This window comes from Mycolicibacterium lutetiense (genome assembly GCF_017876775.1).
In the GTDB taxonomy this organism is placed as follows: domain Bacteria; phylum Actinomycetota; class Actinomycetes; order Mycobacteriales; family Mycobacteriaceae; genus Mycobacterium; species Mycobacterium lutetiense.
Genome location: NZ_JAGIOP010000002.1, coordinates 247,647 through 267,610, shown reverse-complemented (window position 1 = coordinate 267,610; position 19,964 = coordinate 247,647). Strand labels below are relative to the sequence as shown.

Annotated in this window: 23 protein-coding genes; 12 read left to right on the top strand and 11 right to left on the bottom strand. The window is 65.9% G+C overall.

What is annotated here, in order from left to right; all coding sequences use genetic code 11:
* Positions 1–41 precede the first annotated feature (41 nt).
* Positions 42–1,346, bottom strand: a complete 1,305-nt coding sequence (locus JOF57_RS10440) for a DUF7159 family protein (RefSeq protein WP_209916250.1) — start codon at positions 1,344–1,346, stop codon at positions 42–44.
* A gap of 212 nt (positions 1,347–1,558) precedes the next feature.
* Between JOF57_RS10440 and JOF57_RS10435 the strand changes: the two genes are divergently transcribed.
* The gene (locus tag JOF57_RS10435; protein ID WP_209916249.1) at positions 1,559–3,016 is read left to right on the top strand and encodes a peptide MFS transporter; all 1,458 of its coding nucleotides are present in this window, start codon (positions 1,559–1,561) and stop codon (positions 3,014–3,016) included.
* On the opposite strand, the gene JOF57_RS10430 is transcribed toward JOF57_RS10435, so the two are convergent.
* Positions 3,010–3,963 carry a threonine ammonia-lyase gene (locus JOF57_RS10430; RefSeq protein ID WP_209916248.1) on the bottom strand — a complete coding sequence of 318 codons (954 nt, stop codon included), beginning with the start codon at positions 3,961–3,963 and terminating at the stop codon, positions 3,010–3,012. The genes JOF57_RS10435 and JOF57_RS10430 overlap by 7 nt on opposite strands.
* 38 nt (positions 3,964–4,001) lie before the next feature.
* On the opposite strand from JOF57_RS10430, the gene JOF57_RS10425 reads away from it, so the two are divergent.
* The 4 genes from JOF57_RS10425 (at position 4,002) to JOF57_RS10410 (ending at position 6,172) form a co-directional block, all read left to right on the top strand.
* Entirely contained in the window at positions 4,002–4,424 is a 423-nt protein-coding gene (locus tag JOF57_RS10425) for an acyl-CoA thioesterase (protein WP_209916247.1), read from the top strand.
* Between the two features lie 49 nt (positions 4,425–4,473).
* The gene (speB, locus tag JOF57_RS10420) at positions 4,474–5,511 is read left to right on the top strand and encodes an agmatinase (RefSeq protein ID WP_209916246.1); all 1,038 of its coding nucleotides are present in this window, start codon (positions 4,474–4,476) and stop codon (positions 5,509–5,511) included.
* Positions 5,512–5,594: 83 nt separating this feature from the next.
* Positions 5,595–5,822, top strand: a complete 228-nt coding sequence (locus JOF57_RS10415) for an Rv3202a family protein (RefSeq protein WP_209916245.1) — start codon at positions 5,595–5,597, stop codon at positions 5,820–5,822.
* An 8-nt stretch (positions 5,823–5,830) separates the two neighbouring features.
* A complete protein-coding gene (locus tag JOF57_RS10410) occupies positions 5,831–6,172 on the top strand; it encodes a hypothetical protein (protein WP_209916244.1) in 342 nt (113 codons plus the stop codon).
* Here the strand turns inward: JOF57_RS10410 and JOF57_RS10405 are convergent.
* The 3 genes from JOF57_RS10405 to JOF57_RS10395 all read right to left on the bottom strand — a co-directional run bounded on the left by JOF57_RS10405 (position 6,114) and on the right by JOF57_RS10395 (position 8,516).
* On the bottom strand, positions 6,114–7,004 hold the full coding sequence (locus JOF57_RS10405) for a cytochrome c biogenesis CcdA family protein (protein ID WP_209916243.1): 891 nt from the start codon (positions 7,002–7,004) through the stop codon (positions 6,114–6,116). The two genes, JOF57_RS10410 and JOF57_RS10405, sit on opposite strands and share 59 nt — an antisense overlap.
* 9 nt (positions 7,005–7,013) lie before the next feature.
* Positions 7,014–7,532 (bottom strand): disulfide bond-forming protein DsbE, encoded by a 519-nt coding sequence (locus JOF57_RS10400; protein WP_209916241.1) that lies wholly within the window; start codon positions 7,530–7,532, stop codon positions 7,014–7,016.
* 102 nt (positions 7,533–7,634) lie between these two features.
* Positions 7,635–8,516: a TIGR03854 family LLM class F420-dependent oxidoreductase gene (locus JOF57_RS10395; protein WP_209916239.1), complete on the bottom strand. Its 882-nt coding sequence runs from the start codon at positions 8,514–8,516 to the stop codon at positions 7,635–7,637.
* Between the two features lie 86 nt (positions 8,517–8,602).
* Here JOF57_RS10395 and JOF57_RS10390 point away from each other — a divergent pair, with 86 nt between their 5' ends.
* Positions 8,603–9,034 (top strand): DUF6188 family protein, encoded by a 432-nt coding sequence (locus tag JOF57_RS10390; RefSeq protein WP_209916237.1) that lies wholly within the window; start codon positions 8,603–8,605, stop codon positions 9,032–9,034.
* Positions 9,035–9,051: 17 nt separating this feature from the next.
* Here the strand turns inward: JOF57_RS10390 and JOF57_RS10385 are convergent, their stop codons facing one another.
* Positions 9,052–9,549 carry a hypothetical protein gene (locus tag JOF57_RS10385; RefSeq protein ID WP_209916235.1) on the bottom strand — a complete coding sequence of 166 codons (498 nt, stop codon included), beginning with the start codon at positions 9,547–9,549 and terminating at the stop codon, positions 9,052–9,054.
* Positions 9,550–9,724: 175 nt separating this feature from the next.
* Here JOF57_RS10385 and JOF57_RS10380 point away from each other — a divergent pair, with 175 nt between their 5' ends.
* Positions 9,725–11,002 carry a cytochrome P450 gene (locus JOF57_RS10380; protein ID WP_209916233.1) on the top strand — a complete coding sequence of 426 codons (1,278 nt, stop codon included), beginning with the start codon at positions 9,725–9,727 and terminating at the stop codon, positions 11,000–11,002.
* Here the strand turns inward: JOF57_RS10380 and JOF57_RS10375 are convergent.
* A complete protein-coding gene (locus JOF57_RS10375; protein WP_209916232.1) occupies positions 10,995–11,381 on the bottom strand; it encodes a cupredoxin domain-containing protein in 387 nt (128 codons plus the stop codon). The two genes, JOF57_RS10380 and JOF57_RS10375, sit on opposite strands and share 8 nt — an antisense overlap.
* Before the next feature lie 130 nt (positions 11,382–11,511).
* On the opposite strand from JOF57_RS10375, the gene JOF57_RS10370 reads away from it, so the two are divergent.
* The 3 genes from JOF57_RS10370 (at position 11,512) to JOF57_RS10360 (ending at position 14,773) form a co-directional block, all read left to right on the top strand.
* Positions 11,512–12,438, top strand: coding sequence for an SDR family oxidoreductase (locus JOF57_RS10370; protein ID WP_209916230.1), 927 nt, complete (start codon positions 11,512–11,514; stop codon positions 12,436–12,438).
* Between the two features lie 99 nt (positions 12,439–12,537).
* Complete coding sequence (locus tag JOF57_RS10365) at positions 12,538–14,325, top strand: N-acyl-D-amino-acid deacylase family protein (protein ID WP_209916228.1); 1,788 nt, start codon at positions 12,538–12,540, stop codon at positions 14,323–14,325.
* Positions 14,326–14,356: 31 nt separating this feature from the next.
* Complete coding sequence (locus JOF57_RS10360; protein WP_209923224.1) at positions 14,357–14,773, top strand: nuclear transport factor 2 family protein; 417 nt, start codon at positions 14,357–14,359, stop codon at positions 14,771–14,773.
* A 9-nt stretch (positions 14,774–14,782) separates the two neighbouring features.
* Here JOF57_RS10360 and JOF57_RS10355 read toward each other — a convergent pair whose 3' ends face one another.
* The 3 genes from JOF57_RS10355 to bfr form a co-directional block, all read right to left on the bottom strand.
* Positions 14,783–15,265: a carboxymuconolactone decarboxylase family protein gene (locus tag JOF57_RS10355; protein WP_209916226.1), complete on the bottom strand. Its 483-nt coding sequence runs from the start codon at positions 15,263–15,265 to the stop codon at positions 14,783–14,785.
* 42 nt (positions 15,266–15,307) lie between these two features.
* Entirely contained in the window at positions 15,308–17,368 is a 2,061-nt protein-coding gene (locus JOF57_RS10350) for an MDR family MFS transporter (RefSeq protein ID WP_209916224.1), read from the bottom strand.
* Between the two features lie 152 nt (positions 17,369–17,520).
* Positions 17,521–18,000 (bottom strand): bacterioferritin, encoded by a 480-nt coding sequence (bfr, locus tag JOF57_RS10345; RefSeq protein WP_209916222.1) that lies wholly within the window; start codon positions 17,998–18,000, stop codon positions 17,521–17,523.
* 242 nt (positions 18,001–18,242) lie between these two features.
* Here bfr and JOF57_RS10340 point away from each other — a divergent pair, with 242 nt between their 5' ends.
* Positions 18,243–18,878 (top strand): fatty-acid--CoA ligase, encoded by a 636-nt coding sequence (locus JOF57_RS10340; RefSeq protein ID WP_209916220.1) that lies wholly within the window; start codon positions 18,243–18,245, stop codon positions 18,876–18,878.
* Positions 18,878–19,093 (top strand): (2Fe-2S)-binding protein, encoded by a 216-nt coding sequence (locus tag JOF57_RS10335; protein ID WP_209916217.1) that lies wholly within the window; start codon positions 18,878–18,880, stop codon positions 19,091–19,093. The genes JOF57_RS10340 and JOF57_RS10335 overlap by 1 nt, the downstream gene beginning before the upstream one ends.
* Here the strand turns inward: JOF57_RS10335 and JOF57_RS10330 are convergent.
* Positions 19,090–19,845 (bottom strand): enoyl-CoA hydratase/isomerase family protein, encoded by a 756-nt coding sequence (locus JOF57_RS10330; protein ID WP_209916216.1) that lies wholly within the window; start codon positions 19,843–19,845, stop codon positions 19,090–19,092. The two genes, JOF57_RS10335 and JOF57_RS10330, sit on opposite strands and share 4 nt — an antisense overlap.
* Positions 19,846–19,964 lie beyond the last annotated feature (119 nt).

The window sequence follows — 19,964 nt, the reverse complement described above, 5'->3', positions numbered from 1 at the left end:
CATCGGCGACATTGCGGGGGTCTCCAGCAACGTCGCAGCGGTCAGGGCGCGACCGGCTCCGACAGGGCTGGCTCGGGCACGGGCACTACTGCCTCCGGTGCCGGAACGGCAGGCTCCACGGTGGGAGGCGGCGCCTCCGGAACCGGAGGCAACTCGGGCGTCGGGGGTGGCGGTGCCGGCGGGACCACCGTCTCGGCCTGCGGGTCAGGCGGCGCCTCACCCGCAGGTAAGGGCTGCTGTCCCGACTCGGGGGGTGGCATCGCAGGGTCCACAGGCGCTTCCGGCTGCAGTTCTGGTGCCATCAGTTCGTCGGGCCATGCCGTGGTCTCCGGTGGGACCATCGTGGATTCATCGATGACGTACTCGGGCTGAGCATCCTGCACCACGGGCTCGAGTACCGATGGCGCTTCGGATATCGAGGCGGTCGGCACCGCAGACATGACCGCGGAAGTCTGTGGCACGGCAGCCGAATCACCCGACGTACTCACCACTGGGCGTGTGCTCTTGTGGGGTGTCGGCTCCGAACCGGGTATCAGCTGCTGGCCGATCGCCAGCGAGAGCGAGACCGCAAACGCCAGCACGCCACCGACCAATATCGCCAGCGGCGTCAATTGCCGTGCGGGCCACCGCCACCCGGATGGTGCCACACCGTCGTCATCGAAGGTCGACCGGTCGCGGCGCACCGAGGCCAACGCGGCACCCCTGGCCAACGGCAAACCGGGTTCGGCAGGTGTGAACACCGGCACCCGGAGGGCCTGCTGCAGCTTCGGCAGCACGGAGTCCAGGTCCACCGCGGACCCGACGACCACCAGAGCATCGGGCCGCGGATCGGCCGCGCCGAGAATGTCGGCCAACCAGGTGGTCAGGCCGGCCACGGTTTCGATGCCACGGCTGACCGCGGTCTGTACCGGATTGTTCCCGCCCACCGTCATCGCCTGCACGACATCGGGTTCCAGGACGCACACGCTGGTGGTGTCGAATCCGACGATGCCGGCGACACGCCGCGCCAAAGCATCGGTCGCCTGGGGCAGCCGCACCGGAACCACATCGGCGAACCCGGCGTCGGCGAACTTCCTCAACAACGCCGCACCCTCGGCAGCCGCCCCGGAACTCCAGGTGACACCGATCGCGGTCAATCGCAGACCGCGTTCTGCCGCAACCCTTTCGACGCGCCGAGCCGCCTTCACGACATCGGCGCAGATGTCATCGGTTCGCGCGGGCGCCAGGCCACGGATGTCGAGGGCGTCATGGTCGACGGTCGCTCCGTCAGCCTCGCAGCCCTCTACCAGGACCAGACCGACGGTGGACGGTGTCAACGAAACACCGAGCACCGCGTCCACATACACCCCCGAAAAGCGTGGCCGTCGTCCAAACGTTTCACAGTGACATTACCCGGTGGCAGCTTCGTGCCCACCCCCCGCACCGTCGGTCGCCGTTCAGCATCTCCGCCGAAATGTGCTGTGCCGCAGAATCGCCAGTACACAACGCAGTACCAGTTTGCCGTTGATGCCGTCAATTTCAACCGGCCGGCGACGATCGCATGGCAAGGTGGGCGCGCATGCAGGAAGTGCAGGGTTCATCGCGTCGCCGCACCTTCTTCGGCCATCCCGTCGGGCTGGCCAACTTGTTCGGCGTGGAACTGTGGGAGCGCTTCTCCTTCTACGGGATGCTCACGATCCTTGGCTACTACCTGTACTACGTGGCCGCCGACGGCGGACTCGGGCTGCCCAAGAGCACCGCCACGGGCATCGTCGGCGCCTACGGCGGACTGGTGTACCTGTCCACCGTGCTCGGCGGGTGGATCGCCGATCGCCTCCTGGGCATGGAGCGGACGGTGTTCTACGGCGGCGTGGTCGTCATGGCCGGCCATATCGCACTGGCCGTCGTTCCCGGGCTGGCCGGCCTCGGGGTGGGCCTGGTGCTGGTGGCGCTTGGATCCGGAGCGCTCAAGGCCAACGCATCCTCACTGCTGGGCACGCTCTACGACAAGAACGATCCGCGCGCCGACGGCGGATTCACCCTCTTCTACCTCGGTATCAATCTGGGCGCCTTCGTCGGGCCGCTGGCCACGGGGTTGTTGCAGTCGCGCATCGGCTTCCACTACGGCTTCGGTGCCGCTGCCATCGGTATGGCATTGGGGCTGGCGCAGTATGTGATCTTCCGGCGCAACCTCGGGAGTCACGGACGCATCGTGCCGAACCCGTTGCCGCCGAGGGCAATCGGCAAGGCCATCGGCATCGTGGCCGCACTGGCCTTGGCGGTGGTGGCGCTGTTCTCGGCGCACCTGATCACACTGGCGACCCTGTCGCAGTTCACCACCGCCGTTCTCGTGGTGGCCTCGATCATGTACTTCGTGGTGATGCTGACCAGCACCAAGGTGTCCGACACCGAACGGATCCGCGTTCGTGCCTTCATCCCACTGTTCATCGCCAACGCCGTGTTCTGGTCGCTGTTCCAGCAAATCTTCACCGTGCTGGCCATCTACTCCGACGAACGGGTCAACTGGTCCGTCTTCGGTTGGACCGCGCCGTCGAGCTGGATCGGGTCGATCGAGCCCGTCTGGATCATCCTGCTCTCCCCCTTGTTCGCGATCCTGTGGACCCGGCTGGGCAACCGGGCACCCACCACACCGCACAAGTTCGGCTACGGGGTGATCGGCGTGGGCGCAGCGTTCCTGCTGTTCCTACCGATGGCACAGACCACCGGCAAGATGGTGCCGGCATTGTTGGTGGCGGGCATCATGGTGGTGTTCGCGGTTTCCGAGTTGCTCTTGTCGCCGATCGGACTCTCGGTGACGACAAAGCTTGCGCCAGAAGCGTTCCGATCTCAGATGATGGCACTTCTGTTCTTCTCGGTAGGACTGGGCACGGCGATGTCAGGTGTCCTCGCGCAGCACTACGATCCCGCCGACGAGTTCGCCTACTTCGGGATTCTCGGGGCGGTGGCCATCCTCGCGGGTGTCGTGGTCCTGCTGATGTCACCGCGGATCAGCCGCCTGATGGAAGGTGTTCACTGACCCCCGGACAGGATCTCGGCCAACGACAGCGGTTCGATGTTGCCGCCCGAGACGATCACGACCGCCGGACCAGACGGCGCGGTCGCCTTGCGGTAACCCGCCAGCGCCACCGCACCGCTGGGTTCGGCGACCAAGTGCGCACGGTACGCGAGTTCTCGGACCGCTGAACGGATCTCAGACTCGGTCACGGTGATGACATCGTCGAGAACACGTTGCAGGTGGGCGAACGTCAATGCCGACGGTGTCGACCGCAGCCCGTCGGCGATGGTCCGGTTCCGTTGCGCCACAGGCCAGTCCACGCGGTGACCCACAGCCAGGCTTTCGGCGGTATCGGCGGCGAGTTCTGGCTCTACACCGAAGATCCTGGCCTGCGGGCACAGGGAACGGACAGCGGTACCCACACCCGAGGCCAGTCCGCCACCGCTGATCGGGATGAACACGGATGCAACATCGGGAAGATCCCGGGCGATCTCCAGTCCGATGGTGCCCTGACCGGCGATCACGTCGGGATGGTCGAACGGCGGCACCAGCACCCCACCGGTCCGCTCGACCAGCTCGGCGGCGACCGACTCACGCTGCCCGGCCCCGCACAACACCACCTGCGCCCCATGATCCCTGGTGGCCTGCACCTTCACCGTCGGCGTCTCCTCGGGCATCACGATGTGTGCGGTGACGCCGAAGGCCGCGGCCGCATACGCCACCGCCTGAGCATGATTGCCGCTGGAATACGCCACCACTCCGGCGGCCCGCACGCCGGGATCGAGTCGACCCAACGCATTGAACGCGCCGCGGATCTTGAATGCGCCGATCGGTTGCAGATTCTCGGGCTTGAGCCACAACGGCCGTTCACGGTCTCCCCAGCCGGCGGGAAGCAGCGGGGTTCGCACGATGTCGGCATCGATCCGCCGGGCAGCGGCGTCGATGTCCTCGAGGGTCACCAGGTTCACCAGGCAAGTGTCTCCCGAACACCGGTTACCGTGGAGCGGTGACGCGGTACAGCTTCGGCATCGTTCCCCGGTACGCCGAGATCGACCAGCAGGGTGTGGTGTTCAACGGCCACTACCTCACCTGGTTCGACGAGGCGTGCACCGGGCTGTTCGACCACCTGCGGGTGAGTTACGCCGACCTGATCGCCGATGGACTCGACATGCAGGTGGTGCACACCGAGATCGATTTTCGGTCGCCGGTCCGGTGGCGGGAATCGGTGCGGGTCGCGGTGCAGTGCGAGCACATCGGCACCACCAGCTTCACCCTGGGTTTCACGGTGCTCGGCACCGACGCCTCCGGTGACGAGCAGCCCAGAGTCTGCGGCAGCAACGTCTACGTCGTGGTCTCGACCGGTGACTGGTCCAAGCGACCCGTTCCAGAATGTGTTCGCAGCGCGCTCAGTTCCGTTGCCCGCCAATGAATCTTTCGACCCGGCCGTACCGCGGTGCCCGCGGCGGTAATGTCTGGACATGGGCGATCAGCACGATCACGATCCACAGCGTGAATTGCCGCCCGGCATGGCCGAGCAACTCGACCTGCCGCACTCGGGCATGGTCTCGTTCGGGCACCGGCCGTTCCTGACCGAGGCGGCGCAACTCGACACCTGGCAGCCTGATGTGGCGATCGTCGGTGCACCGTTCGACATTTCGACGACCAATCGTCCCGGCGCCCGGTTCGGTCCGCGCGCGATTCGGGCGACGGCCTACGAACCGGGTACCTATCACCTCGACCTGGGCCTGGAGATCTTCGACTGGCTCGAAGTGGTCGACTTCGGCGATGCGTACTGCCCGCACGGGCAGGCCGAGGTCTCCCATGCCAACATCCGCGAGCGGGTTCATGCGGTGGCCTCGCGCGGGATCGTTCCGGTGGTGCTCGGCGGCGACCATTCGATCACCTGGCCCTCGGCGACCGCGGTGGCCGATGTCCACGGCTACGGCAACGTCGGCATCGTGCATTTCGATGCGCATGCCGACACCGCCGACAACATCGAGGGCAATCTGGCCAGTCACGGCACCCCGATGCGTCGGCTCATCGAGTCCGGCGCGGTGCCCGGCACCCATTTCGTCCAGGTCGGGCTGCGGGGTTACTGGCCGCCGCAGGACACTTTCGAATGGATGCTGGAGCAGGGCATGACGTGGCACACCATGCAGGAGATCTGGGAGCGCGGATTCAAGGAGGTGATGGCCGACGCGGTTTCCGAAGCACTACAGAAAGCCGAAAAGCTCTATGTCTCCGTCGATATCGACGTCCTCGATCCGGCACATGCGCCGGGCACCGGCACGCCGGAGCCCGGCGGTATCACCAGCGCCGACCTACTGCGGATGGTGCGACAGCTGTGCCGCGCCCATGACGTCGTCGGGGTCGACGTGGTGGAGGTGGCCCCGGCCTACGACCACGCCGAGCTCACGGTGAACGCCGCGCACCGGGTGGTGTTCGAGGCGCTGGCCGGGATGGCGGCGCGGCGCCGCGACGCCACCGAGACCCCGGCAGGCCCGCCCGCGCGCTGAATGGACCGAAATTCGCGTTGAAACGCGAGTTCAGAAGTAGCACAATCGGTATGCACGGCGATGCCGGTCGGTGAGGGGAAATCATGACGCACGCGAACGATGGCGGATTCGATGAGGACAGCCTCGATGACGACGCCCCAGAGGCCGACGTCGTGGAACAACTGATACCGGTCAGTGTCGACGACGAGGACGACGCATTGTCGGATCTGCGTCGGGTGCGCATCTCACCCGACGTGGAAGCCACCGAGGCCGACCTGATCGATCAGGCGATCGTCGTGCCGCTCGACGACGAGTCCGACTTTGACCGCTGAATGAAAGGATGCCCGGCGTGCGCCTTCCCGATGCGCTCGACAGCATCACTGCTGATACCGCGACGACCTCACGGGTCTTCGGTGACCCCTATGTGACGCCCGACGGGGCGACGGTGATACCGGCCAGTAAGGTCTGGCACCGGCCCGACAGCGGGCGGTCCATGTCCAGGCCCCTCGGGATTTTCGTCGTCAAGGACGGCAAATCCACCTGGGTCCCTGCCGTGGACACCACGCGGATCGCGTTGATGGGTGAACTGATCGGGTTGGTGGCAGCGACATTGGCAACAATCGCTATGGTGCGTCGTCCACCGTGGCCGGATGTGCGCGGCGAGTTCTCGCGGCGAATCTGACCCGCCACACACCGAGCGCCACCAATACCAGCAGGGCCAGCACCCACGGCCATCCGCCGTTCCGGTGCACCCATCCCACCAAAGTGCCCTGCAGGCGGCCGGCGGCAGCGATCACCGGATCATCGGGATTCCCTGCGGCGCTGAACAATTGGATCTCATACCAGCCGTAGTAGGCGACATAGGCGCCGACGGCGATCAGCAGGGCGCCGCTGATCCGGCCGATGTAGGGGACGACGCGGCGCAATCGGTCGAGCACGACGGTGCCGGCCAACGCTGTTGCCACGGCCAGCACGCCGACGACGAGGGCGAACCCTCCCGCGTACGCGGCGAATACCGCTACCCGGTGCAGCGCGGTGTTCGATTCCAGGGTTGCGCCGGTGACCGCCAGGAAGGGCCCCACGGTGCACGTGAGTGATGCCAGCGCATATCCGACGCCGTATCCGGCCATCGAGCCCAGCCGCGCAGTGGGTGCCCATCCGGCACGGCCCACCACCGCGTCGGGCAGCAGCAACCCGAGTCCGCGGCCCGCGAGCAACCAGACCCCCAGCAGGATCAGGACGATCCCGATAAGCAAGGTGACGTAGGGAAGGTATCGCTGCACAGTGTTTGCGGCGGCGACGGTCAGCAGGCCGAAGGTGCCGAATACCGCAACGAATCCGGCGGTCATCACCAGGGTGGCCACGAGTGCTCGCGCCACCGCGTTGAGCGGTCCGCGCGGCGAGGTGCCCTGCACCACCAGCGCCAGGTAGCCGGGCAACAGCGCGAAACCGCAGGGATTGAGTGCCGCGACGAGTCCGGCGCCGAACGCCAATGCCACCAGGTTGTCTGGCACGCCCGGCGCCTAGCTCTTCAGGGCCGCGACCCGTTCGGTCAGCTCCTGCTGCGGCATCGCCGACGTGGGGTTGTTGACGAACGTGGACGTTCCGTCGGCGCGGTAGAAGACATACGCCGGCTGCCACGGGACGTTGTAGCGGGCCCAGATCGACCCGTCGGCATCATTGAGATTGGGGAAATTGAGGTGGTACTTGTCGACGAATCCCTGCATGGCCCCGACATCTGAGTGTGCCGCCACACCGACGAAGCTGACCTGCGGATTGGCCGCAGCGACCTGGCTCACCGATGGTGCCTCGGCGTTGCAGAACGGGCACCACGGCGTCCAGAACCACAGCACCGCAGGCCGCCCGGCCAGGCTCGACCCGTTGAACGGGGCGCCCGACAAGGTGGTGCCGGTGAACTGCAGCCGGTCGTCGGCGGCTGCGGTCGGTGCCGCGACGAGCGCCAACACCACCCCAACTGCCGCCAGCACGCCGGCCAGGCCGGATAGGACCGATCGGTGCAACCGCGGGAGTCGCAACGTCATGGCAGTCTCCTTCGCTCAGGGCGCAGCACACGCACGGCCTGCGCATACCCCCTAATACGGAAGTCGACACCCCCGGGTTCACCCTCGGAGTTCTCGCCGGGGTCAGTTCTGCCGGGGCAACAACTCAGTGGTGAACCGGTCCAGGAATGCGGCGCGGTCTGTGGAGCCCGCAGCCCTGACCACGAACTTGGTCAGGCCGGCGGCGAGGTAGCCATCGATTTGGCGGTGCAGGTCGGGCCAGTCGGCGGCCACGAGTTCGGCCGGGTCGACGCCGGGTCTGCGGCGACGCACCGCGGCGAGCAGGTCTGCGGGCAGTGCACCGTCCCCCACGGCGAGGCTGATGCCGTAATGGTCGGGTTCGATGGCCCGGCCGGCTGCCGCGGCTTCTGCCTCGATGCGCCGACGCGCCGCGCCCGCCTCGTCCGGGGTGAGGAAGCTGCCCAGCCACCCGTCGGCGTATCTGCCGATGCGGGTCAGCGCCGCCGGCGCCGATCCGCCCAACCAGATGTCGATCGGCCTGGCCGGAACCGGCTGCACCTGCGCGGAGTGGACGGTGAAGTACTCCCCCTCGAACGACACGTCATGGCCGTTCAGGACCGACCGCAACAGATGCAGCGATTCGTCGAAGACCGCGGCCCGGCGACCGTCGGGAACCACGAAGATGTCGCGTTCCGCCGGCAGGGCCGAATGCAGGCCGAACACCGGGAGGACCCGTTTGGGCGCCAGCGCCGCCAACGACGCCAGCTGCTTGGCCACCAGTACCGGATGGCGGCCCGGCAGGATGGCCACCGAGGTCCCGACCTTCAGCCGCCGGGTACGTGCCAGCGCGTAGGCCATGCCGATGAACGGATCCACCGCCGGCGTGTAGACCAGCTCGGAGAACCACAGCGAGTCGACCCCGGAATTCTCGAGGTGATCGACGATGTCCCCCAGTTCGTCCGGGACCGTATCGGCGCCGACTCCTACCCCGAACCGGACCTTCATCGGACGTTTCCCATGCCATCCATGTTTAGCGCAACGTCTCGCTGGCGCCTCTTGTGCCCGGTCGTCCGGCGGTTCAGAGTTAGACAATGAGCGAACAATGGATTCAAGGGTGCTTGGTCCAGCGGATCGCGTTTCGCGATGGCCTGGTGCTCAACCTCGACGACTACAACGAACTGGTCATCTCGGTCCCGCTGGAACTCACGCTGCCGGCCATCGGTGCCGACGCTTCGGAAGTGGTGTCACTGGACCCGCAAGCACTGCGCAACGAGGTTCGGCCGCTCTTCGATTTCGCGGGGCAGCGCTGCACGCATGCCGACTGGGAGGACAACGGCAGCCTGCACCTCAGCTTTTCCGACGGCCACCGCATCGATGTCCGGCCCGAGGAGGACCGGACATCGTGGGAGCTGTACGGGAAGCACCACGGCTACGCCGCATGCCTGCCGCACGGGCGGGTCCGCGTCGTTCGTCACGATCAGGATGACGTCGGCGACGAGGGCCCCGCCCGCGAGAGCGGCTGACCGCTACCGACGGGGCATCAGCCGACGCCGAGGATCGGGATCCAGACGCCGAACAGCCATACGCCCCACTGCCGGAACCCGTGGTCCCAGACTGGGTTCAGGTTGTAGCCCCAGTAGTTGATGGTCGGCGGTAGGTGCCCGCCCCGCCATTGGAACGGTGGCGGCGGACCCCAGCCCCACGGCGGCGGGCCTTGGCGGTCATCCCACCAGTCGTGCCGGTTGTTCGACCACCAGGGACCCTTGTCGTCCCGATGTCGGCGGTTGTCGAAATCGTGGCCCCGGTTGTCGAAATCAGGACGGCGGTTGTCGAAATCACGGCCACGATCGAAATCACGGTCATGGCCGGGCGGCCCGCCGCCGTCACAGAACGGGAAGCAGTCGTCGTTGCCGTGCCCCGGCTTGAGCGGAACCGGCGCAACCGGTGATGCCGACGCCACCGGAGCCCCCAACCCCGTGACGCCCATTCCGAACGCGCCGACTGTCAACGCAGTCGCCACGAACTTGGTCAGCTTCATACCTGAACCTCCTACGGCCGTGACCCCGACGCCGGCCATCCCCCAATGGCCCGGCGCCGCAACGCCTTGCAACACATCTGGCTGCGAGCGGTGAAACGTGCACCCCGTGGGGTATCGCCCCCACCGATCCGAGCGTTACCCATTCTTCGGTCCGTTCCGGCCCTACCCTGGCGGGGTGGGTATCGCACCGCGGATCAATGGGGCACCTCCTGTCGACGTGCCACGCTCGGAGATCGACCTCGGATTGTGGGAGTTCTGGCGTGCGGACGACGATGCCCGCGACGGGGCGTTCGCCGCGCTGCGCCGGGATGACCCGATCTCCTTCCACCGGGCCTGCGGCCTCGACGGCTTGCCGGAGAGCGCCGGGCACTGGGCGGTGACCAGGTACGACGACGTGTTCCACGCCAGCCGCCATCCGGAGATCTTCAGCTCTGCCTCCGGAATCACCATCGGTGATCAAACCGCGGAATTGGCAGAGTATTTCGGCTCGATGATTGCATTGGACGACCCCCGCCACACCCGGCTTCGCAACATCGTGCGCAGCGCGTTCACGCCGCGGGTGGTGGCGCTGATCGAGGGTTCCGTGCGGGACCGGGCCCGGCGCCTGGTCAGTGAGATGGTGGCCAGGAATCCTGACGGCACCGCCGAACTGGTCACCGAACTCGCCGGACCGTTACCGCTGCAGATCATCTGCGACATGATGGGGATCCCTGAGCACGACCATCAACGGATCTTCCATTGGACCAACGTGATCCTGGGATTCGGCGACCCCGACCTGACCACCGATTTCGACGAGTTCGTCACTGTCGCGACGGATATCGGCGCCTACGCGACCGCGCTCGCAGACGAACGGCGCGCGACGCCCACCGAGGATCTGACGACCAGCCTGGTTCAGGCGGAGGTCGACGGGGAACGGTTGACCTCCGCTGAGGTTGCCTCGTTCTTCATCCTCCTGGTGGTCGCGGGCAACGAGACCACCCGCAACGCCATCAGCCACGGCGTGCTCGCGCTCACCCGCTACCCCGAGCAACGTCAGAAGTGGTGGTCGCACTACGAGGAACTGGCTCCCACCGCGGTGGAGGAGATCGTGCGGTGGGCGTCGCCGGTGAGCTACATGCGCCGCACGGTCACCCAGGACACCGTGCTGGGCGGGACATCACTGCCCGCCGGGGCCAAGGTGACGCTGTGGTATGGATCGGCGAATCGGGACGAGTCGAAGTTTGCCGATCCATGGATGTTCGACATCACCCGCCATCCCAACCCTCACCTCGGATTCGGTGGCGGCGGGGCACATTTCTGCCTCGGAGCTAACCTGGCGCGCCGCGAGATCACGGTGGCGTTCGAGGAACTGCACCGCCAATTGCCCGACATCATGGTGACCGAGGAACCTGACCGACTCCTGTCGCCGTTCATCCACGGCATCAAGCGCATGCCGGTGGCCTGGCCTACATGACCGTCAGGGTGCCCAGCATCGCGGGGTGATACAGGCAGTAGTACGCGTAGTCACCCGGTTCCTGCGGAGCGGTCAGCGTGGCCCGTCCCTTTCCGTCGACGTGGACGTCGAACAAGCCCTTGGTTCGCGACGTCACCGAATGCTCGACCTCATCGTTGTTGACGATGGTGATCTGGGTGCCCGGCGCCACGGGTCCCAGGGCGCTGAAGCCCATGCCCTCGATCATGATGACCGGGCCGGCCGGGACCGACGTGGCCGGACCGGCTGTCGCTGCAGGCGAGCCCTGCCCACGGTCGGCCGGGGTGTTCGACTGCCCGCATGCCACCGCCGTGCCGACCACCATCAACACGGTGGCAGCCCATACCGTCGCCCGGTTCATGGCGTGCCCCCTTGAGTTCGATGTCGCGGTCGTGGGCCGATTATCGACCCTCGGCAGCGTTTCGGCCGGCGAATACTCCTGAAATGCCGAACCGCAGCTATAGAACTGCAGGTCGAGCGATACTCGTCGGATGACCTGGACACCCGACCCGGAGGCGCTGCGGGGACACATTGCCGTGGTTGCCGGGGCCACCCGTGGCGCGGGTCGGGGCATCGCCGCAGCGCTGGGTGAGGTTGGTGCGACCGTCGTGTGCACCGGTCGCAGCAGTAGATGCGGAAGCCGCCTCTCCGACTACGACCGGCCCGAAACCATCGAAGAAACCGCCGAATTGGTAACGGCACTGGGCGGGACCGGCGTCGCCGTTCAGGTCGACCACCTCGACGTCACGCAGGTGCGCAAACTGGCCGGGCGGCTCAAGGCTGATTACGGACACATCGACATCCTCGTCAACGACATCTGGGGAGCCGAGGTACTCAAGGGGCCGCCGGATACCTGGGGACGACCGATGTGGCAGCACGATCTTGACGACGGGTTACGGATGCTGCGTCTCGGACTGGACACGCACCTGATCACGTCCCACTGCCTGCTGCCGCTGCTCGCCGACCGCCCCGGTGGGCTGTTGGTCGAGATCACCGATGGAACAACCGAATTCAATGCGGAGAACCCTCGACTCTCGGTGTTCTACGACCTGGTCAAGAACGCGGTGAACCGACTGGCGTTCAGCCACGGGCACGAGCTCGCCGCGTTCGGCGCGACCGCCGTCGCGGTCACCCCGGGATGGCTGCGGTCGGAGATGATGCTCGACAACTACGGCGTCGACGAGACCAATTGGCGGCGCGCACTCGACCTCGCCCGCACCGACGGCTATCCGGCCGCGCCGCCGGGATTCGCCGAATCCGAGTCCCCTCGTTTTGTCGGGCGCGGGGTCGCCGGGGTGGCCGCCGACCCGCAGCGAGCCCAGTGGAACCAACGTTCGGTCAGCTCGGCCGCACTGGCGCGCCGTTACGGGTTCACCGACCTCGACGGGCGGGTCCCGGACGCGTGGGCGCCGCTATAAGCCCAGGTGAGCGCGCTTCCCACCTCGGCAGTAGACATTTTTTCAAATCTGTTCACTATTTTCATTGACACTGGCGTTACCGGCCTGTTCTATGGCTGGGTGAGCTTCGACACGATCATTCGCAACGGCCGGTGGTTCGACGGCACCGGCGCCCCGTCAGCAGTGCGCAACATCGGAATTCGTGACGGGCACGTCGTCGCCATCTCCCCCGACCGTCTCGACGAGACGGACTGCCCGCAGGTCATCGACGCGACCGACAAGTGGGTCATGCCCGGGATGTTGGATATCCACACGCACTACGACGTCGAGGTGCTCAACGGCCCGTCGCTGTCGGAGTCACTGCGCCATGGCGTGACCACCGCGATGCTCGGATCTTGCTCGCTGTCCACCGTCCATGTCGGCGGCGTCGACGCCGGCGATCTGTTCGGTCGAGTCGAAGCCATCCCTCGCGAACACGTGATCGCCGCCGTCGATGACAACAAGACCTGGACCAACTGCGACGAGTATGTGGCGGCGCTGGAAGCGCGTCCACTGGGACCCAACCTGGCCGCATTCATTGGCCACTCCGATATGCGGACCGCGGTGATGGGGCTGGACCGGGCCACCCGTAAGGACCAGCGGCCGACCCGTGCCGAGCAGGCCCGGATGGAGCAGATGCTGACCGAGGCACTGGACGCCGGTTTCGTCGGAATGTCGTCCATGCAGTTGCTGTTCGACAAGATCGACGGTGAGGTCTGCCGTTCTCGGACGTTGCCGTCCACCTACGCGAAGCCTCGGGAGCTGCGCCGCCTCAAGTCGTTGCTGCGCCGGACCGGGCGCGTCATGCAGTCCGGCCCCGACATCGCAAACCCCTTCAACCTCGTATCGCAGGTCGCTCAGTCGCTGGGCTTCTTCCGCAACCAACTCAAGACCAGCCTGCTCTCGGCGGCCGACGTCAAGTCCAACCCGTACGCGATCCTGCTGATGGGTCCGCTGGCCCGGGTGATCAACGCGCTGGGCGGCAATTTCCGTTGGCAGCACCTGCCGGTACCTTTCGAGGTGTACGCCGACGGCATCGACCTGGTGGTGTTCGAGGAGTTCGGTTCCGGAGCCGCGGCCCTGCACCTGCGCGACGAGGTGGAGCGCCACGACCTCCTACGCGATGCGGAGTACCGCCGCACGTTCCGCAAGGACTACGAGAACAAGCTCGGTGTGCGGGTCTGGCAGCGCGACTTCTTCGACGCCGACATCGTCGACTGCCCAGACGAATCCGTGATCGGGCTGTCCTTCGGACAGGTCGGCCTGGATCGCGGCCTGCATCCCGTCGACGCCTTCCTCGACCTGGTGCTCGAACACAGCACCGCACTGCGGTGGCGCACCACGATCTCCGGTCATCGCCCCGAGGTACTCAAGAAACTCGCCCGCGATCCGGGTATCCAGATGGGCTTCTCCGACGCCGGTGCGCACCTGCGCAATATGGCGTTCTACAACATGGGACTGCGCCTGCTGCGGCACGTGTACGACGCCGAGAAGGCGGGCACGCCGTTCATATCGGTCGAGCAGGCGGTGCACCGGCTCACCGGTGAACTCGCCGACTGGTACCGGCTCGACGCCGGCCACCTGCGCATCGGAGACCGCGCCGACGTCGTGGTGATCGACCCGGCCCACCTCGACGATTCCCTCGACGCCTACGCCGAGGAGACCGTCGAACAGTACGGCGGGTTGTCCCGCATGGTGAACCGCAACGACGACGCCGTCACCGCGGTGCTCGTCGGCGGACGCACCGTGTTCGCCGACGGTGCACTGACCGACCTGGTGGGCAATCAGCGCACCGGCCAGTTCCTGCGGGCCGCACACCGCGTCCCGTCAATCTCCGCCGAAGATGGGAAGTTGACCAGTGTCCGTTGAAGACGTCTCGATCGAGGAAACCGTTCACGGCATGTGGAAAGCGCTGTCGGAACGCGACTGGGAACTACTCAAGACGTACCTGTCGGACGACTGCATCTACCTGGACGTGCCGGTGGGCCCGGCCGCGGCCGCCAAGGGCCCCGAGGACATCGTCAAGCGGCTCAAGATCGGTCTCGAACCGCTGGCCTCCTACGAGAACTTCCCGGGCCTGCTGGTCGATAACGGGCGCGATGCCATGTACGAACATCACGAAGAATGGCATTGGGCCACAGGCGAATCCGCCGTGCTGAAGTTCGTCACCGTGCACCGGATCGAGAACGGCAAGGTGACGATGTGGAAGGACTACTGGGACATGGGCGGCCTGGCCAACCACGCCCCGCCGGACTGGCTGGAGAACTTCGCCACGGCCGACATGTCGTGGGTGTTCGACGCCACCGGACTGGTCTGACCCCGTCGGTCAGAGTGTGATCTTGCAGGATTGGCCGATGTCGAGTGTCCGCAACATCCGGCCCATTCCGAGCCACATCGCACACGACAGCGACAGGTCGGTGAGCAGTTCGGGATCGAACTGCTCACCGGCGCGCTCCCAGAAGTCCTCGTCGTCGCGCAGCCCGGTGTGATCTGCGGCGAAGCGCGCGGCGAACTCGGCGGCGATCCGCTCCTGCGCGCTGTAACCCGGCCAGGTCCGCCACTCGGCGGCGTGATCGTAGAGATCCTCGTCCACCCCCGCCGCGGCCCCATCGGAGTCGCGGGTGTTCTGGCACACCACGCACTCGTTGTCGAGCGCGATCACCATCCGGGCGAGCTCGCGCACCCGAAGGGGCAGCCGCCCCTTGGTGTACACCGCGTTGGTGAAGTTGGCCATGGCGGTGCCGATCTCGGGAGACCTGAGGATCCAGCCGGCCACGTCGTCGTCGGGAAATTCTCCGATACGGCTCATATGGTGAATCGTACGTAAAACCCGGCCATTCTGGAACAAGTTCTAGTTTTTGGCTTCGGAACGGGTCAGCTCGACGGCTCGGTGATCGTCACCCCAGTCCCGTTGCACCACCACCCGGTGCGCGATGCGCTCAAGCGCGGCCTCCACCTGGGCCCGGTCCGGGCGGCCCTCGAAGGTCGATGAATCGCCCAGTTTGTCGACGATCCGCCCCACGAGTGCGGCGGAGACGCCATCGACCTGCCGCGCCCCGCTCTGGGTCAGCGAGAGGGTGTCCCCGGTGCGCAACACATAGCCGTCCTGCACCAACCGATTGAAGGTCGGCTCCAGCACTTCATACGGCACGACCAGGCGATCGGCGATCTCGGTCAGGCGAGCCGAGCCGAAGATCTGGCCGTGCCGATAGATCTTGAGCAGCGCCCACAACCCCGCCACGTCCAGCTCGCATCCCGGCCCGCCGGCCACGTTTCGCAGCCGGATCTCGGGTGAACTGCGCATCAGCCGGCTGATCACGGTCTCGAGCACCTGGTCCGCCGATTCCGAGCTCGGCATGCCGAAGCCTTCGCCGAGATCGGCCGCCATCGTCGCCTCCGCCTCGAGCAGTGGCACCTCTTTGAGGAACAGCGCGGCGATCAGGCCCACCAGCGCCACCGGCGCCGCACAGAGGAACACCAGATCCAGCGAATCGGCGTAGGCGTTCACGATCGGGGCCGCAACCTCGGGCGGCAACTCGTGCAAGGCCTTGGGCGAATCGCCCGCAACCGGTGGAGCGCCGCTGGCCGCGAGTGCGCCCGGCAGCCGATCCGACAGGAATCCGACGAACAGCGACCCGAATATCGCGGCACCGAACGAACTTCCGATGGTCCGGAAGAACGTCACTCCCGAGGTCGCCACACCCAGATCGTTGAAGTCGGAGGTGTTCTGCACGATGAGGACGAGCACCTGCATGCACATGCCGATGCCGGCACCCAGGATGAGCAGGTAGAGCGACTGGATCGGGATCGGTGTCGCGGCGTTCATCCGCGAGAGCAGCACGAAGCCCACGAGCATGATCGCCGTGCCGGCGATCGGGTAGATCTTGTACCGGCCGGTGCGGCCCACCAGGCTGCCGCTGACGGTTGAGGTGATCAACAGCCCGATGACCATCGGCATGGTGCGCAGTCCGGACTCGGACGGCGATACGCCGTCGACGAACTGCATGAAGGTGGGCATGAACGTCAAGGCGCCCAGCATTGCGAAACCGACGACAAGCGACAGCACGCAGCACATGGTGAACACCGGATTACGGAACAGACGCATCGGCAGAATCGGTTCGGCCGCCCTGGTTTCGGCCCGGACGAACATCGCCAACGCCAGGACGGACCCGATGACCAACCCGATGATGGTCGGCGAGGTCCAGGCCAGTTCACCGCCCAGGCTGGTGGCCAGGGTCAAACCCGACGCCCCGAGTCCGACCCACACGATTCCGGCGTAATCGATCACCGGGCGCGCGCCACGGGAGGCCATCGCCGGGATGGTCGCGGCCGCGACGATCAGAACCACGACGCCGACCGGGATGCTGAGCCAGAAGGCCCAGCGCCAGCCGAGGTGATCGGTGACGAAACCGCCCAACAGCGGGCCGGCCACGGTGGTGACGCCGAATACGGCGCCGAGCGCACCCTGATAACGCCCGCGGTCTCGCAGCGGGATGACCTCGGCGATCAGCGCCGACGACGTCACCATGATGGCGCCGCCGCCGATCCCCTGGAGCGCCCGCGCGGCCACCAACATGGTCATGGATCCCGACAGTCCGCTGAGAACCGATCCGACCAGGAAGCACAGGACCGCCACCTGGTAGACCACTTTGCGGCCGAAGATGTCGCCGACTTTCCCGACGACGGCGGTGACGACGGTGGAGGCGAGCAGGTAGCTGGTCACCACCCATGCCTGATGACCGGCACCGCCGAGGTCCGCCACGACGGTGGGCAGCGCGGTGGCGACGATCGTCTGGTTGAGGGAGGCCAGCAGCATGCCGAGCAGGACCGCGACGAACACCAGGTTGCGCCTGCGCACACCCAGCAGCGGCGGACCCGAGGGGTGCTCAGCGGTTGATGTCGGGCTCGTCATGGATTCCTTTCGCCGGCCTGCCGGTACGGTCCAGTATCCATATCGTTAGGCAAGCTATGAAAGTTACAGCACGAGCAAAGCCGCCCCGGACAACCGGCGGTGCACCGGCTACCCAGGGCGGCCACGACTGAAACTGGCTGCGCTACCGACCCCTATTGAGGTGGCCGGGAGACGCACTGCGCGGCATAGAGCGCGTCGCCCAACTTCTCCATGAGCTCGAGCTGGGTTTCCAGGTAGTCGATGTGGCCTTCCTCGTCGCCGAGGATCGTCTCCAGGATCCGCGCCGAGGTCGCATCCTCTTTTTCCCGGCACATGATTATTCCGGGACGCAGCCGGGCGACCACCTCGTACTCGATCGCCAGATCGGCCTCGAACTGCTCACGAAGAGTCTGTCCGACGCGCAACGAGAACAGCCGCTGGTAGTTCGGAAGACCGTCCAGCAGCAGGATTCGATCAGTGATGGTCTCCGCGTGCCGCATCTCCTCGAATGATTCGGCACGGGTATGTTCAGCCAGTTCGGTAAATCCCCAATTATCCTGCATCTTCGAATGCAGGAAATATTGGTTGATTGCAGTGAGTTCGCTCGTCAATTGCTCATTGAGCAATTTCAGAACATCCGGATCGCCTTGCATGATCACTCCTAAGCACCTTGAGGGCTGGTCAAGTGTTGCTGTTTACCGCGCACATCCAATCTAGTCCAGATATCACGGTGTAGCGCAATGATGACGCCCAATTCGGCGTGTTCGTGCGGCATTACCGGAGAGCCGGTGTCACCGCACCCGAAGCGTGGCCACGAAGAGTGGACTGCCTGTCCTAACTAAGGTTAGACTGCGCTAATATTAACGCCAGGTCCCGAATGAAAGGTCGGTAACAAATGAGTGAGTACGATTTACACTCGCTCATTTTATCCTGCGATTTCCGCGTCGACGATGTCGAACAAATGTGGAAATGGATGAAGAAACATCGCTCGGGATTGTTATCGATCGGCGCCCATCACGTGGTGCTCTACAAATCTATTTGGGAGCCGGGCCGGGTATTGGTCACGATCGGAATTCGGCACGCCCGGTCAATCCGCGACGTGCTGCGTTCACCGGCAATTTTTGAGTGGTTCGACATTTCCGGCGTCGAAGATATTCCACCGATATTCGGCGGTGAAGTGGTGGAGAAGATCGACCTGACCGAACCTGCCCCGGACGAGCACGTGGCCGGGGTGATCGTCGGCGCGGTGGCCACCGTCGACGACGTGCCGACCTTGATGCGCAAGGTGCACGACGGTCTCGAGCGCTTCGAGCAGGGCGGTATCCGGAAGATCTGGGTCTATCAGGCACTCGACGACGGCCAGGAAGTGATGATCCTGCAGGAGGTCTCCGACGAGATCAGCGCCCGGCAGTGGATCGATCATCCGGATGCGGCCGCCGAGTGGATGACCACAGCCGGTTTCGGCGCCTACCCGAGCCTGTTCGTGGGCAAGTTGGCCCACATCATGAACGTCGACGAGCAGGACGACTGATGTTCGTCTGCCTGTGCACGGGGGCGACCAGTCAGGTCGTCACCGAGATCGTCGAGTCCGGCGCCACCACCTCCAAAGCGGTGGCGGAGGCCTGCGGCGCCGGCGCCGACTGCGGACGGTGCCGACGCACCATCCGCGCCATCATCGCCGCCCATCAGGCGGCTGAGGGGTGCCCCAACCAGTCCAACGGTTGCCCGTCACGGGCCACCCACTAGCCCTTACGATCGGCGAACTGAGCCAATGCGTCGACGTTGGCCGCCGCACCTACGAGTTCGGCGAACAACGCCTTCTCCCGCTCCACGGCCGCCGAGATCTGGTCGCGAATCGGTGCCACCATCGCCTGCTTGACGGCTATCAGGCTCGAAATCGGCTTGGCTGCCAGGATTTCGGCGTATCCCCTGGCCTCACTCAGCAGATCGTCGGGCTCGCAGACCTTCCACACCAGACCCATCTCGCGGGCCTCGGCCGCACTCACCCACTCCGAGGACATCAGCAGCCAGGCGGCGTTCTGCCTGCCGAGCATTCGCGGCATCAGATACGACGAAGCCGCCTCGGGGGCCACCCCAAGGCTGGTGAAGGGACACTTCAACCGGGCCGAGGACGACATGAACGCCAGGTCTGCGAACCCGAGGATGGTGGCGCCGATACCCACACCGACCCCATTGACCGCACAGATCAACGGTTTCGGGAAATCCGCGAGCACCTCGAGCATCCCGTAGAACCCGTGCTCACCGGGGGTGGATTCCGGGTTGGCGATGCGGGCCTGCATCTCGACGAGGTCATTGCCCGCGCTGAATCCCCGGCCGGCCCCGGTCAGCAGCACCACCGCCACGTCGGGATCCTCGGCAGCGGCACGCAGGGCGACCGTCGTCGCGTCGTACAGCGCCTCGTTGAACGCGTTGAGCGCGTCGGGACGGTTGAGGGTCAGCGTGCGAACCCGATTGTTGTCCTCGATCAGCAGGGTCATCTCTCACTCCTCGCGTGCGCGCCGTGGCCGCTGCAGCCTAACTAGAACACGTTCCACTATGACCGTCCGGGTACGTGATGTGCGCCACGCGTGGGCGGTTGCCCCACCGACGGCCGATT

Excerpts from the sequence above, each read along its gene's own strand:
- JOF57_RS10435 (WP_209916249.1), top strand. The coding sequence starts at position 1,559 with ATGCAGGAAGTGCAGGGTTCATCGCGTCGCCGCACCTTCTTCGGCCAT.
- speB (WP_209916246.1), top strand. The coding sequence starts at position 4,474 with ATGGGCGATCAGCACGATCACGATCCACAGCGTGAATTGCCGCCCGGC.
- JOF57_RS10415 (WP_209916245.1), top strand. The coding sequence starts at position 5,595 with ATGACGCACGCGAACGATGGCGGATTCGATGAGGACAGCCTCGATGAC.
- JOF57_RS10410 (WP_209916244.1), top strand. The coding sequence starts at position 5,831 with ATGCCCGGCGTGCGCCTTCCCGATGCGCTCGACAGCATCACTGCTGAT.
- JOF57_RS10400 (WP_209916241.1), bottom strand. The coding sequence starts at position 7,532 with ATGACGTTGCGACTCCCGCGGTTGCACCGATCGGTCCTATCCGGCCTG.
- JOF57_RS10395 (WP_209916239.1), bottom strand. The coding sequence starts at position 8,516 with ATGAAGGTCCGGTTCGGGGTAGGAGTCGGCGCCGATACGGTCCCGGAC.
- JOF57_RS10390 (WP_209916237.1), top strand. The coding sequence starts at position 8,603 with ATGAGCGAACAATGGATTCAAGGGTGCTTGGTCCAGCGGATCGCGTTT.
- JOF57_RS10385 (WP_209916235.1), bottom strand. The coding sequence starts at position 9,549 with ATGAAGCTGACCAAGTTCGTGGCGACTGCGTTGACAGTCGGCGCGTTC.
- JOF57_RS10375 (WP_209916232.1), bottom strand. The coding sequence starts at position 11,381 with ATGAACCGGGCGACGGTATGGGCTGCCACCGTGTTGATGGTGGTCGGC.
- JOF57_RS10370 (WP_209916230.1), top strand. The coding sequence starts at position 11,512 with ATGACCTGGACACCCGACCCGGAGGCGCTGCGGGGACACATTGCCGTG.
- JOF57_RS10360 (WP_209923224.1), top strand. The coding sequence starts at position 14,357 with ATGTGGAAAGCGCTGTCGGAACGCGACTGGGAACTACTCAAGACGTAC.
- JOF57_RS10355 (WP_209916226.1), bottom strand. The coding sequence starts at position 15,265 with ATGAGCCGTATCGGAGAATTTCCCGACGACGACGTGGCCGGCTGGATC.
- JOF57_RS10350 (WP_209916224.1), bottom strand. The coding sequence starts at position 17,368 with ATGACGAGCCCGACATCAACCGCTGAGCACCCCTCGGGTCCGCCGCTG.
- bfr (WP_209916222.1), bottom strand. The coding sequence starts at position 18,000 with ATGCAAGGCGATCCGGATGTTCTGAAATTGCTCAATGAGCAATTGACG.
- JOF57_RS10340 (WP_209916220.1), top strand. The coding sequence starts at position 18,243 with ATGAGTGAGTACGATTTACACTCGCTCATTTTATCCTGCGATTTCCGC.
- JOF57_RS10335 (WP_209916217.1), top strand. The coding sequence starts at position 18,878 with ATGTTCGTCTGCCTGTGCACGGGGGCGACCAGTCAGGTCGTCACCGAG.
- JOF57_RS10330 (WP_209916216.1), bottom strand. The coding sequence starts at position 19,845 with ATGACCCTGCTGATCGAGGACAACAATCGGGTTCGCACGCTGACCCTC.